This is a genomic window from Caulobacter sp. FW305-C-30-S16 (genome assembly GCF_058783025.1).
The window spans coordinates 616,251-629,424 of sequence record NZ_JBYSYH010000001.1 but is presented as its reverse complement, the minus strand read 5'-3'; the positions used below and the strand labels follow the sequence as shown (position 1 = coordinate 629,424).

Annotated in this window: 12 protein-coding genes and 1 tRNA gene; 9 read left to right on the top strand and 4 right to left on the bottom strand. The window is 69.6% G+C overall.

The annotated features are described in order from the left end of the window. Nucleotides 1-33: 33 nt before the first annotated feature. Nucleotides 34-2,922, top strand: a complete 2,889-nt coding sequence (gene polA, locus AC3WJT_RS03025) for a DNA polymerase I (RefSeq protein WP_492341582.1) — start codon at nt 34-36, stop codon at nt 2,920-2,922. A 43-nt stretch (nt 2,923-2,965) separates the two neighbouring features. On the opposite strand, the gene AC3WJT_RS03020 is transcribed toward polA, so the two are convergent. Then, complete coding sequence (locus AC3WJT_RS03020; protein ID WP_492341581.1) at nt 2,966-3,832, bottom strand: alpha/beta fold hydrolase; 867 nt, start codon at nt 3,830-3,832, stop codon at nt 2,966-2,968. Between the two features lie 189 nt (nt 3,833-4,021). Here AC3WJT_RS03020 and AC3WJT_RS03015 point away from each other — a divergent pair, with 189 nt between their 5' ends. Further along, a complete protein-coding gene (locus tag AC3WJT_RS03015) occupies nt 4,022-4,975 on the top strand; it encodes a sulfotransferase domain-containing protein (RefSeq protein WP_492341580.1) in 954 nt (317 codons plus the stop codon). Nucleotides 4,976-5,139: 164 nt separating this feature from the next. Here the strand turns inward: AC3WJT_RS03015 and AC3WJT_RS03010 are convergent. Further along, nucleotides 5,140-5,215 (bottom strand) — tRNA-Ala (locus AC3WJT_RS03010). Between the two features lie 139 nt (nt 5,216-5,354). Here AC3WJT_RS03010 and AC3WJT_RS03005 point away from each other — a divergent pair. The 7 genes from AC3WJT_RS03005 to AC3WJT_RS02975 all read left to right on the top strand — a co-directional run bounded on the left by AC3WJT_RS03005 (nt 5,355) and on the right by AC3WJT_RS02975 (nt 10,748). Continuing rightward, nucleotides 5,355-5,669, top strand: a complete 315-nt coding sequence (locus tag AC3WJT_RS03005) for a YggT family protein (protein WP_492341579.1) — start codon at nt 5,355-5,357, stop codon at nt 5,667-5,669. A gap of 4 nt (nt 5,670-5,673) precedes the next feature. Further along, a complete protein-coding gene (locus tag AC3WJT_RS03000; protein WP_492341578.1) occupies nt 5,674-5,958 on the top strand; it encodes a DUF167 family protein in 285 nt (94 codons plus the stop codon). Between the two features lie 2 nt (nt 5,959-5,960). Further along, nucleotides 5,961-6,872, top strand: a complete 912-nt coding sequence (locus AC3WJT_RS02995) for an aminotransferase class IV (RefSeq protein WP_492341577.1) — start codon at nt 5,961-5,963, stop codon at nt 6,870-6,872. Then, complete coding sequence (locus AC3WJT_RS02990; RefSeq protein ID WP_492341576.1) at nt 6,869-7,597, top strand: sulfotransferase-like domain-containing protein; 729 nt, start codon at nt 6,869-6,871, stop codon at nt 7,595-7,597. The genes AC3WJT_RS02995 and AC3WJT_RS02990 overlap by 4 nt, the downstream gene beginning before the upstream one ends. Nucleotides 7,598-7,664: 67 nt before the next feature. Then, nucleotides 7,665-8,321 carry a PAQR family membrane homeostasis protein TrhA gene (gene trhA / locus AC3WJT_RS02985; RefSeq protein WP_492341575.1) on the top strand — a complete coding sequence of 219 codons (657 nt, stop codon included), beginning with the start codon at nt 7,665-7,667 and terminating at the stop codon, nt 8,319-8,321. A gap of 154 nt (nt 8,322-8,475) precedes the next feature. Then, on the top strand, nt 8,476-9,525 hold the full coding sequence (locus tag AC3WJT_RS02980) for a sensor histidine kinase (protein ID WP_492341574.1): 1,050 nt from the start codon (nt 8,476-8,478) through the stop codon (nt 9,523-9,525). Nucleotides 9,526-9,662: 137 nt separating this feature from the next. Beyond that, nucleotides 9,663-10,748: a glycine zipper 2TM domain-containing protein gene (locus tag AC3WJT_RS02975; protein WP_492341573.1), complete on the top strand. Its 1,086-nt coding sequence runs from the start codon at nt 9,663-9,665 to the stop codon at nt 10,746-10,748. A gap of 73 nt (nt 10,749-10,821) precedes the next feature. Here AC3WJT_RS02975 and AC3WJT_RS02970 read toward each other — a convergent pair whose 3' ends face one another. Next, entirely contained in the window at nt 10,822-12,747 is a 1,926-nt protein-coding gene (locus AC3WJT_RS02970; RefSeq protein WP_492341572.1) for an HAD-IIIC family phosphatase, read from the bottom strand. After that, a complete protein-coding gene (locus AC3WJT_RS02965) occupies nt 12,744-13,172 on the bottom strand; it encodes a MaoC family dehydratase (protein ID WP_492341571.1) in 429 nt (142 codons plus the stop codon). Before AC3WJT_RS02965 ends, AC3WJT_RS02970 begins: the two co-directional genes overlap by 4 nt. Nucleotides 13,173-13,174: the final 2 nt, after the last annotated feature.

Sequence of the window (13,174 nt, the reverse complement as noted above, 5' to 3'; positions counted from 1 at the left end):
GACCACCGCCGCGCGGCCCACTATCCTCTCCCCATGACCGACACTGACGCCGCCGCCCTGCCCGATCGCCCGCTGACCCAGGACGGGCCGCCCGTGCGGCTCTATCTGGTCGACGGGTCGGGCTACATCTTCCGCGCCTTCCACGCCCTGCCGCCGCTGACGCGCAAGTCGGACGGCCTGCCGGTCGGGGCGGTGCAGGGCTTCTGCAACATGCTGTTCAAGCTGCTGCGGGACATGAAGGAGGACGGGCCGACCCATCTGGCGGTGATCTTCGACCACTCCGACAAGACGTTCCGCAACACCCTGTATCCCCAGTACAAGGCGCACCGCCCGCCGCTGCCCGAGGACCTGGTCCCGCAGTTCCCGCTGGTCCGCGAAGCGACCAAGGCGTTCGGCGTGCCGAGCATCGAGCTGTCCGGCTACGAGGCCGACGACCTGATCGCCGCCTATGCCTGCAAGGTGCGCGACGCCGGCGGCGAGGTGGTGATCATCTCCTCGGACAAGGATCTGATGCAACTGGTCGGCGACCGCGTGTCGATGCTCGACACGATGAAGAACGTGCTGATCGGTCCGGACCAGGTGTTCGAGAAGTTCGGCGTCAGTCCCGACAAGGTCGTCGAGGTCCAGGCCCTGTGCGGCGACAGCGTCGACAACGTCCCCGGCGCGCCCGGCATCGGCATCAAGACCGCCGCCTTGCTGATCAACGAGTACGGCGACCTCGAGACGCTGCTGGCCCGGGCGGGTGAGATCAAACAGGAGAAGCGCCGCGAGACGCTGATCAACTTCGCCGACCAGATCCGGCTGTCGCGCCAGCTGGTCCAGCTCGACTGCGACACCCCCCTGCCCGAGCCGGTCGAGGACCTGGCGGTGCGCGATCCGGACGGCCCGACCCTGGCCGCCTTCCTCGAGCAGATGGAGTTCCGCAGCCTGGCCCGCCGGGTCGGGGACGCGGCCGCCGGCAACGGCATGCCCGCCGCGCCGATGCCGAAGATGAGCGCGCCCCGCCCCGCTCCCAACGGCGGCTTCAGCGCCGGCGAGCGGGAAGCCGCCGCGCCGGTCGAGCCCGTCCAGATCGACACCACGAAATACGTCTGCGTCCGCGATCTGCCGACGCTGGAAGCCTGGGTCAGCCGCGCCACGGAGATCGGCGTCGTCGCCTTCGACACCGAGACCGACGCCCTGGGCTCGGCGGTCGCCGGCCTCTGCGGCGTCTCCCTGGCCGTCGCGCCCGGCGAGGCCTGCTACATCCCGCTCGGTCACTGCGAGAAGGAGGAGGGACTGTTCGGCGGCGAGAGCGGCGCGGACCTGACCCAGATTCCGCTCGCGGCGGCCCTGGCGGCGCTCAAGCCGATGCTGGAGGATCCGTCGGTCCTCAAGGTGGCCCAGAACGCCAAGTACGACATCGCCGTCCTGACCCGCTACGGCATCGACGTTACGCCGATCGACGACACCATGCTGCTCAGCTCGACGCTCGAGGCGGGCCTCCACGGGCACGGCATGGACGAGCTCAGCGAGCTCTGGCTGGGCCACAAGCCGATCCCGTTCAAACAGGTCTGCGGGACGGGCAAGAGCGAAATCAGCTTCAAGCACGTCGCCCTGGAGCCCGCGACGGCCTACGCCGCCGAGGACGCCGACGTTACCCTGCGGCTGTGGCGGATCCTGCGGCCGCGGCTGGCGCGCGAGGGCATGCTGACCGTCTACGAGACCACCGAACGCCCCCTGCCGCCGGTGGTGGCGCAGATGGAGAACGCCGGCATCAAGGTCGATCCCGACTTGCTGCGCAGCCTCAGCCACGAGTTCTCCATGCGGATGGTCGACCTCGAGGCGAAGGCCCACGTGCTGGCCGGGCGGCCGTTCAATCTCGGCAGTCCCAAACAGATCGGCGACATCCTGTTCGGCGAGCTTGGCCTGGAGGGCGGCAAGAAGACCGCCACCGGCCAGTGGGCCACCGACGTCGACGTGCTCGAACGCCTGGCGGCCAGCCACGACCTGCCCCGCACCCTGCTCGACTGGCGCCAGTTGGCCAAGCTGAAGGGCACCTACACCGACAACCTGATCGCCGCGATCAACCCCGCGACCGGCCGGGTGCACACCTCCTACAGCCTGGCGGCGGCCAACACCGGGCGCCTCGCCTCGACCGACCCCAACCTGCAGAACATCCCGATCCGCACCGAGGAAGGCCGCAAGATCCGCAAGGCCTTCATCGCCGAGCCAGGCCATGTGCTGATCAGCGCCGACTACAGCCAGATCGAGCTGCGCCTGCTGGCCCATGTGGGCGACATTCCGCAGCTGAAGCGCGCCTTCAAGGAGGGTCTGGACATTCACGCCATGACCGCCTCGGAGATGTTCAACACCCCGATCGAGGGCATGCCCGCGGACGTGCGCCGCCGCGCCAAGGCGATCAACTTCGGCATCGTCTACGGAATCAGCGCCTTCGGCCTGGCCAACCAGCTGGGCATCGACCAGTCGGAGGCCGGGGCCTACATCAAGACCTACTTCGAGCGCTTCCCCGGCATCCGCGAATACATGGACCGGATGCGGGCCGAGGTGCGCGAGAACGCCAGCGTCACCACCCTGTTCGGGCGCAAGATCAACATCCCCGACATCCGCGGCAAGGCCGTCGGCATGCGTCAGTTCGCTGAACGGGCGGCGATCAACGCGCCGCTTCAGGGCGCCGCCGCCGACATCATCCGCCGGGCCATGGCGCGGATGCCGGCGGCGTTGAAGGACGCGGGGTTGTCATCGCGCATGCTGCTGCAGGTGCACGACGAACTGGTCTTCGAGGCGTCCACGGCCGAAGCCGACGAGACCATCCGCGTGGCCAGGGCCGTGATGGAGAAGGCCGCCCTGCCGGCGGTGGAACTGTCAGTGCCCCTGGTGGTCGAAGCGCGCGCGGCGAGCAACTGGGACGAGGCGCACTAGGGCAGGCCGCGCCTGGCGAATCGGCCCGGACCGACCCGATCGGTCAGGCCGACCGACGCAACAGCTGGACGATCGCCGCCAGGGCCGCCGGTTCATCAAGCATCGGGGCATGGCCTATGCCCGGGACCTCGACATAGGCCATGTCGGGCGCGGCCTCGCGCATGCGCGCCGCGATGTCCGGGCTGAGAATGTCGGAGGTCGCGCCTCGCACCAGCAGGGCGGGCCGGCCAGCGACCAGGGCACGGAAGAAGGGCCAAAGGTCCGGCGCCGGGGTCGCCGGGTCCGACGCCTGGATCGGCGCGGCGATGTTGGCGTCGTAGTCCAGCACCGGCCGGCCCCCGGCCTCGCGAAAGGTCCGGCGGGCCATGCGGACCCAGTCCTCATCGCCATAGTCGGGGAAGACGCCGCCGTTGCCGGCCTTCACATAGGCGGCGGCTCCACCCCAGTCGTCGACCGAAGCCGGCAGGCCGACGTAGCCCCGGATTCGCGCCAGGCCTTCCGGCGCAATCTCGGGACCGACGTCGTTGAGAACGGCCGCGGCGATGGCTGTCGGCCGCAGCGCCGCCAGGGTCATCATGATCAGGCCGCCCATGCTGGTGCCGACGAAGGCCGCCTGCCCGATCGCCTGGTCATCCAGCAGCGCCAGCACGTCCCCGGCATAGACCGCAGGATTGTAGGTCGCCGGATCGGTCGCGTAGTCCGAGCCGCCCCGCCCCCGAATGTCCACCGCCAGGACGCGTCGGCCGGTCTGCTGGACGAGCGCCGGGGCGAGGTCCTCGAAGTCGCGCGCGTTGCGGGTCAGGCCATGAATGCAGATCACCGGGGGCTGGCCCGACGGCGCCTGATAGTCCCGGGCGTGCAGGGTCAGCCCGTCAGCGGAGCGCCAGTAGAGGTCGGAGAAAGGGGTCATGGCTCCAGTCTGCCGCGCGGGCCGGACGGTATCAACCGCGGGATTGATCGCCTCGGCCAGACGGCCTTCGGCCGCCGGCGAGGTCTGTTCGACATCGAAGCCGCACGGGTGCGTGACGCCGCCCCGCCGTTCGCATAACGTCGCTCTTAAGGGGTCGGCGGAACGGCCCGTCCGGGGGGATACACCGCGATGCCGACGCTCAGCCGACCAGCCGTCGCACCCACCCGGGGCTACTACTGCGACAGCGCCCAGTGGGACCCCTACGTCCCGCGCCAGGGCGACATCGTCATCGGCACAGCGCCGAAGGTCGGCACCACCTGGATGCAGCAGATCGTCAGCCTGCTGGTGTTCCAGTCCACCGAGCCCAAACCGCTGCAACTGATCTCGCCGTGGCTCGACTGCCGCCTGCGCAACAATCTGGACCAGATGCTGGCGCTGCTGGAGATGCAGACCCACCGCCGGTACATCAAGTCCCACCTCCCGCTCAGCGCCCTGCCGGTGTGGGACGAGGTCAAGTACATCCATGTCGCCCGCGACGGCCGCGACGCCTGCCTGTCGTTCATGAACCACAACAACGCCTACACGGCCGGCGCCTGGGCGCGACTGGACGCGACGGCGCAGGCCGATCCGGACCTGCCCGCCCCCGCCCCGCGACCGCCCCGCGACCCGCGCGGCTTCTTCCGCCACTGGATCACGCCCGGCGGCACCACCTCCGCAGAACAGATGGGCGACGGCTTCTTCGAGATCGAGCGGACCTGGTGGGCCGAGCGGACGCGACCCAACCTCCTGCTGGTTCACTACGCCGACCTGAAGGCCGATCTCGACGGCGAGATGCGGCGGATCAGCGCCTTTCTCGGCATTCCCGTGGACGAGGCAATCTGGCCGTCCCTGGTCGAGGCCGCAGACTTCGAGTCGATGAAGGCCGCCGGCGCGGACCTCATGCCCGGCGCTGAAATGTCCTTCGAAGGCGGCCACAAAACCTTCCTCAACAAGGGGACCAACGGCCGCTGGCAGACAGAACTGACCGCCGGGGACCTGGCGCTGTATCAGCGCCGGGTGGAGACGGAACTGTCCCCCGCCCTCGCCCGCTGGCTGGAGCAAGGCCGCCGCTCCGCCGGCGACCCCGCGACGACCCCCGACTGACCGGAACCTCGCCCCGCGCCCGACGTTGGTCCGACGGGCTGTTGCGTAAAGGGCTGACGATGAAACGGATGATGTACTGGACGTTCGCCGTCCCCGTGACGGCCATCGCTGCGCTGGTCGTGCTGAAACTGATGCAGGCGGCGATCTGAACGATCACCACATCCTGGTGGAGCCGAGGGGAATCGAACCCCTGACCTCCTCATTGCGAACGAGGCGCTCTACCATCTGAGCTACGGCCCCCTCCCAGGAAGAGGGAAGCGGCGCACATATGGCCGGGTCGCCTTGCCTGTCAAGGCTGGCGGCGCGGAAGGCGGCTCCGCCTTGCCGTGATTCAGGCGCCCGGATAGAAGCGGGGTTCACGAACACCGGAACCCGCTCCATGGCCGCCATCATTGGCTTCGTCTTTTTCATCATCAACAGCCTGCTGGGACTGCTGGTCCTGGCCCTGGTGATCACGGCGATCCTGTCCTGGCTGGTGGCCTTTGACGTGGTCAACCTGCGCAACAACGCCGTCCGGCAGATTTACTACACACTGGAGCGGATCACCGAGCCGCTGCTGACGCCGATCCGCCGCTTCGTGCCCCCGCTCGGCGGGGTCGACCTCAGCTTCATCGTGCTGTTCCTGATCATCCAGGGCATTCGCAACTACCTGTCGCCGGCCCTTCAGGTGGCCCTGCTCGGGCTCGTCGGCTAGGCGGGTGCGACTGGCCGTCCGCCTGACGCCGCGTGGCGGCCGGGACGCCATCGACGGCTGGGCCAGCGGCCCTGACGGCCGCCCCTATCTCAAGGCGCGCGTCTCCGCCCCGCCGGTGGAGGGCGAGGCCAACGCCGCCCTGACCGTGCTGCTGGCCAAGGCGCTGGGCGTCAGCAAGTCGAGCGTGCGCATCGCCGCCGGCCAGACCGGCCGGCTGAAATCGGTGGAGGTCGAGGGGCTGGACCCCGCCGGCCTCGCCGCCGCCTTTGGTCCACCCCCGGGAGCCTGATCATGGCCGGAAGCCAGGACTTCGCCGCAGATCCGCGCAACGCCAGCGCCCGCATCTGGCTGAACGGCGAGATGGTCACGCGCGAGAATGCGCGGGTGTCGGTGTTCGACGCCGGCTTCGTCGTCGGCGACGGCGTGTGGGAAGGCCTGCGGCTGCACAAGGGCAGGCTGATGTTCCTCGACGCCCACCTGGACCGGCTGTTCGAGGGCGCGAAGGCGATCAACCTCGACATCGGCCTTGACCGCCAGGGCGTCACCGACGCCCTGGAAAGCCTGCTCGCGGCCAACGGCATGGAGGATGGCGTCCACCTGCGCCTGATGGTCACGCGCGGCGAGAAGACCGGAGCCAACCAGGATCCGCGCAATGCGCTGGGCCGGCCGACCATCGTGATCCTCGCCGAATGGAAGGTCCCGAGCCCGGCCATCGTCACGCGCGGACTGTCGCTGTTCACCAGCTCGATCCTCTGCACGCCGGCGCACATGTTCGACATGCGGCTGAATTCGCACAGCCGGCTGAACCTGATCATGGCGCTGAACCAGGCGATCGCGGCCGGGGCGGACGAGGCGCTGATGCTCGATCCGGACGGCTACGTCTCCAGCTGCAACGCGACCAACTTCTTCTGGATCAGGGACGGCGAGGTGCGCACCTCGACCGGCGAGTTCTGCTTCAACGGCGTGACCCGGGCCAATGTGATCCGGCTGTGCGAGGCCAACGGCATCCCCCTGCGGCTGGGCGATTTCCCGGTCGAGGACGCGCGCGGCGCCGACGAGGCCTTTGTCACCGGCACCTTCGGCGGGCTGACGCCGGTGCGGGAGATCGACGGCCGCGCGCTGCCGCTGACGCTGCCCGGCCCCATGACCGCCCGCCTGAGGACCCTTTACGAGGGACTGAAGGACGCGGAGGCCGCCCGATGACCGTCCGCATCGCCATGTGGTCCGGCCCGCGCAACATCTCCACGGCGATGATGCGGGCGTTCGAGAACCGGCCGGACACGGCCGTCAGCGACGAGCCGTTCTACGCCGCCTATCTCGCCGGGACCGGGCTGGACCACCCCATGCGGGCCGAAGTCCTGGCCAGCCAGCCGACCGACTGGCGCGTGGTCGCCGACGCGATGGCCGGCGCGGCCCCCGGCGACGCGCCGGTCTGGTACCAGAAACACATGACCCACCACATGCTGCCGGGGTTCGGCATGGCGTGGGCCGGCGCCTGTCGCAGCGCCTTCCTGATCCGCGCGCCCGAAGCGGTGCTGGCCAGCTACACCGTCAAGCGCGAGCAGGTGACGCTGGACGACATCGGCTTTGTGCAGCAGCGCGAGCTGTTCGAGCGGGAGGCCGACCGGCTGGGCGCCGCGCCGCCGGTGGTCGAGGGGCGCGACGTGCTCGCCGACCCGCGCGGGACGCTGGACAAGCTGTGCGCGGCGCTGGGCATCGCCTTCGACGACGCGATGCTGGCCTGGCCCGCGGGTAGGCGGGACAGCGACGGCGTCTGGGCGCCGGCCTGGTACGACGCGGTCGAGGCCTCCACCGGATTTGGCCCGCCCCGGCCCGAGGCCGGCCGCGACGATCTGAACGATGACCTGCGCCGGATCGCCGACGCCGCCCGGCCGCACTACGAGCGGCTGGCCGCCTTCCGGTTGTAACAATCACTCGCCATCTGTGCTCGCCTCGTCCTATCCGCCGTCACAATCGCCGGGTAGGGTGAGCCTCATGGACGATCGCCAGACCCACTATCCGACCGCCGGCGCGAAATGCGCGGATCTGGTCGTGCACATCGTCGGCCTGGCGCTGGCGCTGTTCGGCGGCGGGACCCTGCTCGGGCTGGCCGTCGGCGCGGGCGGCGCGGGACTGACCGCCTCGGTCGTGATCTACGCGCTCGGCATGGCGGTGATGCTGGGCTGCTCGCTGGCCTACAACTTCGGCAAGGCCCCCTGGCGGCCCCTGCTGCGCCGGTTCGATCACGCCGGCATCTTCCTGATGATCGCCGGCAGCTACACCCCGTTCACGACCCAGAGCCTTACGGGCGGCTGGGCCATCGGCATGACGACGGCGGTCTGGAGTCTGGCCCTGCTCGGCGTGGCCGGAAAGCTGTTCCTGCCCGGCCTCGGCAAGGGCTTCTGGGTGGCGCTGTATCTGGCGCTGGGCTGGGCCGTGCTGATCGCGCTCAAGCCGATGATCGAGGGCGTGTCCTGGGTCTCCCTGATGCTGCTGGGCATCGGCGGGCTGCTCTATTCGGTCGGGGTGATCTTCTACCTGATGAAGCAGTTCAGGTTCCGCCGGGCGGTCTGGCACGGCCATGTGGTCGCCGCCGCGGCGGTGCAGTACGTCGCCGTGCTGCTGGGCGTGGTTCTCGCCGGAGCGCATTGATCGCCCCGATCTAGATCAGGCGGCGCCGGCAAGCCTGTGGTACGGTGGCGTCGCAACGGCATGCGGGCGAGCCCGCTCCGACTCTCTACCTGCTTCCCATCGATGCCGTTCGGGCTTTCGCTCCGCGAGCCCGCGGTCGTCGAGGACACTTGATGTGGCCGACATAACTGATCCGACCGAGGCCGCGCCGAGCCTGGCGAGCGCGCTCCTCAACACCTCGCACCTGCCTCTTTTGCTGTTCGATGGCGACCTGCGGGTCGTCTCCGTGACGCCCTCGTTCAGCATCGCCTTTCGCCTCGAGCGCGCCATGGTGCTCGGCAGGTCGCTGGCCGAAATCGGCGCCGGCGAATGGGACATTCCCCAACTGCGGCTGCTGCTGGAGAACGCCCTTCTGGGCGGCCCCGCCCTGGGCGACTACGAAACCGATCTGGTCCGGCCGGGGATCGAACCGCGCCGGCTGATCGTCAATGTCCAGACCATCGTCTATGACGACATCCACAACGCCCGCATCCTGCTGACCATCAACGACGTCACCAGCGTGCGGCGGATCGAGCAGCAGAACGTCAATCTGATGCTGGAGAAGGACCGCCTGCTCAACGAGCGCGGCATCCTGCTGCAGGAGATGCAGCACCGGGTCGCCAACAGCCTGCAGATCATCGCCAGCGTGCTGCTGCTCAAGGCCCGCACGGTCACCTCCGAGGAAACCCGGCTGCACCTGCGGGACGCCCACGACCGGGTGATGTCGGTGGCCGCGGTGCAGAACCTGCTCCAGACCAGCCTCGGCGACGTCGAGATCGGCCCCTATCTGACCAAGCTCTGCGCCAGCCTCGCCACCTCGATGATCGGAGAGTCACGTCCCCTGGACATCCAGGTTCGCGCGGACGCGGTGACGGTCAATTCGCACGAAGCGGTCAGCCTGGGCCTGATTGTCACCGAACTGGTGATCAACGCGCTCAAGCATGCCTTCCCCGACGACCGCGGCGGCCACGTCGATGTCATCTATACCGGCGGCGCGCCGGGCTGGTCGCTGACGGTGTCGGACAACGGCGTCGGACGCGACAAGGCCAAGGTGACAACGAAGGGCGGACTTGGCACCGTCATCGTGGATTCGCTGGCCAAGCAGCTCGGCGCTATTGTCGTCATCTCCGACGAGACGCCGGGAACTCACGTAAAGCTCGAGAGCCATTCAGCGCACACGGGCTAGCGTCGGCGTTTTTACTGTCACGGCACGCCAGCATATCTGCCACCCTGACCCTTTATTTTCCCGCTCCGGCAACGAACGGGCGCCGAATGCTTTGACACTCCAAGGGCCGCCGAACGGCTGACCCAGGAGCTTCCCCCATGCGCAAATCCCTTTGGGTCGCCGGCATCGCCGTCGCGACCATGATGCCCTCGTTCGCCTTCGCCCAGGAAACCTGCCGTCAGCAGGAAGATCGCCGCGCGGCCGGTACGGTCGTCGGCGCCGTTGTCGGCGCGCTGGCCGGTAACGCTGTCTCCAGGGGCGGCGGCAAGACCGGTGGCACGATCATCGGCGGCGTCGCCGGCGCGGTGATCGGCAACCAGATCGCCAAGGGCGGCGCCGACTGCAGCAACGCCTACGGCTACTACGACCGGACCGGCGCCTGGCACGCCAGCAACACGCCCGCCTCGCAGGCGGCCGGCTACTACGACCGCGACGACCGCTGGGTCCAGGGCGCGCCGCAGGGCTACTATGGCCAGGACGGCCGCTGGGTGCAGGCCGGCATGGACTCCTCGTCCAGCGGATACCGTGACAGCCACGGGCGCTGGGTCCCCGCCTCCGCGGACGGCTACTACGGCGCGGACGGCCAGTGGAACGGCGGCGCGGCCAGCGGCTACTACGACACGGCCGGTCGCTGGAACGCCGGTCCGGCGCGCGGCGCCTATGACGCGTCGGGTCGCTGGATCAGCGGCCAGGCCAGCGGCTATCGCAACAATGACGGGGTGTGGGTCTCCAACGCCCAGACCGGCTACTATGACACCGACGGTCGCTGGCGTTCGGGCGCGGCGCGCGGCTACTACGACGCGCGTGGCCGCTGGGTCGGCAACACCCTGCCCGTCGCCATGGTTCGCGACACCCGGCCCGACCGGATGGACCGCGACGACCGCGCGGTGGATCTCTGGACCGGGGCCGGCGCCGGCACGCGCCAGCGGGAGGCCTTCCTCGACAGCCGGATCCGCGCGAGCCTCTCGCGGGGGGCGCTTGACCGCGCCACCGGCAATCGCGCGCTGACCATGCTGGCCGCCATCCGCAAGGAGGACACCAGCATGCGTCGCCGCACGGGCCGACTGACGCCGAAGAACCAGGCTTATATCCTGGGCCGCCTGGATCGTCTGGCGATCAGCGTCAACCAGGACCTGCGCCAGGAACGCCGTGAAGACCGCCGCGAAGGCACGCCGTCGTACTAGGCTCGCCTGAGCCGACGAGACGAAACGGAGCGCCCGGGAGCCGAAAGGTCCCCGGGCGTTTCCGCGACCGGGCTCAGCCGCCCGTGAGCGTCACGGCGATGAAGCTCTTGCGGACCGGGTCGGTCGCCACGTCGCAGACGTAGGCGCGGCGCTCCGCGGTCGCCTCGCCGACCGACGAAAAGCCCATCCGGTCATAGAAATCGGCCACCAGTCCGTTGCGCGGCGTCGGCAGATACTCGCCGGTGATCCGCTGCGCGCCCGCCGCCCGCGCCGCCGCGACGAGGTGGTTCATCACCGTCTCCTCGACGCCTCGCTCGAGAATCCGGCACGACTGCAGCCAGCTGTCGATCGCCCACTCGGTCTCGCCCTTTCGGACGACGACCACGCAGATCATCCCCTGGGCGGCGAAGGCGTCGTCGAGCCGCACCTGCCAGCACAGCAGGTCCGGATCGTCCTGCATCCGCCGCACGTCCTCCTCGTTGTAGCGACGGGTGGTCAGGTTGAACTGGTTGGACTTGGCGATCAGCTGGGCGATGCGCGCCCGGCCGACATCGTCGAACGGCGAGATCGTCATCCGCATGTCCAGCGAGGCCAGATAGGCGTCGTAGTCGCCGATCTGCGCGCGCACCTCGGCCTGGCGGGCTCGCGCGCCGTAGGCGTCGGCCCGGGCGGTGTCGTCGCTGTTCAGGGGCAGGTGTTCGAACACGCCGCTGTCGGCGACGCGGGCGATGTACCAGGCCGGGTCGTCGCCGACTTCGGGCACGGCCACCAGCGGCAGCGCCTGGCGCACCCGCGCCCGCTCCGCCGGATTGTCGTCGACGAACACCAGCGACTCGAGACCCAGATTCAGGGTCTCCGCCACGGCCGTGAGGTTGGTCGCCTTGTCGTTCCAGTTGGCCTGGAAGACCGCGATATGCTCCTCGCGCAGCAGCATGTCCGGGTGGCTGCGGAACGGTTCGCGGGCCACGGCGTCAGTGTTCTTGGAACAGACGGCCAGGACGACGCCCCGCGCACGCAGGGCCAGAGCATAGCGCTGGAAGGCGATGAAGGCTTCGCCCTCGGCGGAATTCTGGCCAAGGCGAATGCCATCCAGCCCGTCGTCGCCGATCACCCCGCCCCAGACGGTGTTGTCGAGATCGAGCACCAGCGCCCGCCCGGCCTTGCCGACCATCGCGGCCAGCAGCGCGCACAGGCTGTCGGCGACCAGCGGTGCGTGTTCGAGCCCGAACGGCGCCTTGGCCAGATGGAACCGCACCGGATCGAGCCAGCGGTCGCGGCCGACCCGGCCGGCGAGGCCCGCCAGGTCCCAGACGATCCAGTCGCGCCGCGCGCCGCCCCGGGCGATGATCCGGTTGACCTCGGCCTCAAACCGTCCGGGATCGCCAGGCGTCGCCAGATCGGCGGAGGCGATGCGCGGCGAGGCCGGCGGCAGGGTCGCGATGATCACCGGGCAGCCGGCCTTGGCGCGGACGGCCTGGCTCAGGGCCTGCAGAAGGCTCTCGGCGGCGTCCAGCCGGCGATCCTCGGCCGCGCCGTCGAGCAGCGGGGCGTCACCGGGGAATGAGGCTTCGTCCAGCACCACCACCACCGCGTCGAGGGTCTCGCCGGCGAAGGGATTGAACGGGCCGTAGGCGAAGGCCCCGATCTGGTCGTAGGGCGCCTCGATGGTTTCGACGAGCAACCCGCGCACAGGCCCCGCCGCCGCGACCGGTCCGGTCATGAAGCTGAGCGTCCGCGCCGCCAGCAGGCCGATCCTCAGGCGTCGGAAGTGAGCGGGGACGAGGCCCGTGGCGACGAACCGCCGGGCCAGGTTCTCCATCTTCAGCTGCTCGCGCGGCCCCAGCCGCATCCCGGAGAGCCGGCGCAGCTCGACGCCGGCGTCATCCAGCAACGCGCCCTCGCCCGGCGCCGCGCGGACGAAGCCGTCGAGCGCCTTGCACCGCTCCGCCCAGTCCTCGGCCGGCGCGGGTCGCCAGGGGAACGGCTCGCCGGAGCTCATCCGGCGGCGTCCGGCTCGGCGGCGATGTCCTCCGGCGGCACGATGCTCTGGGTGGTTCCGCTGGCGATCACGCGGTCGCCCGCGCGAATCTTGAAGCGCCCCTCGACGATTCCGGTGCCGGGAGAGGTGTTGATCACCTCGAAGTCGATCCGGGCGGCCTCGTCGACGTAGAGCGGCCGCCGATAGTCGATCGTCCAGCGCGTCGAGGCTCCCCGCGCGCCGGGGATCATCATCCCCAGGATGTGGGACAGGTGCGCCAGCATGATACCGCCGTAGGCGATCACGTCATCGAAGCCGCGCGACCGGGCGTAGTCCGGATCGGTATGGATCAGGCTGGTGTCTTCGGAAACCTGCTGGAACCAGCGCATCGCCTCGCGGTCGACGACGAACGCCCGGCTGGCCTTGTCGCCAACCCGGATCGGCATGG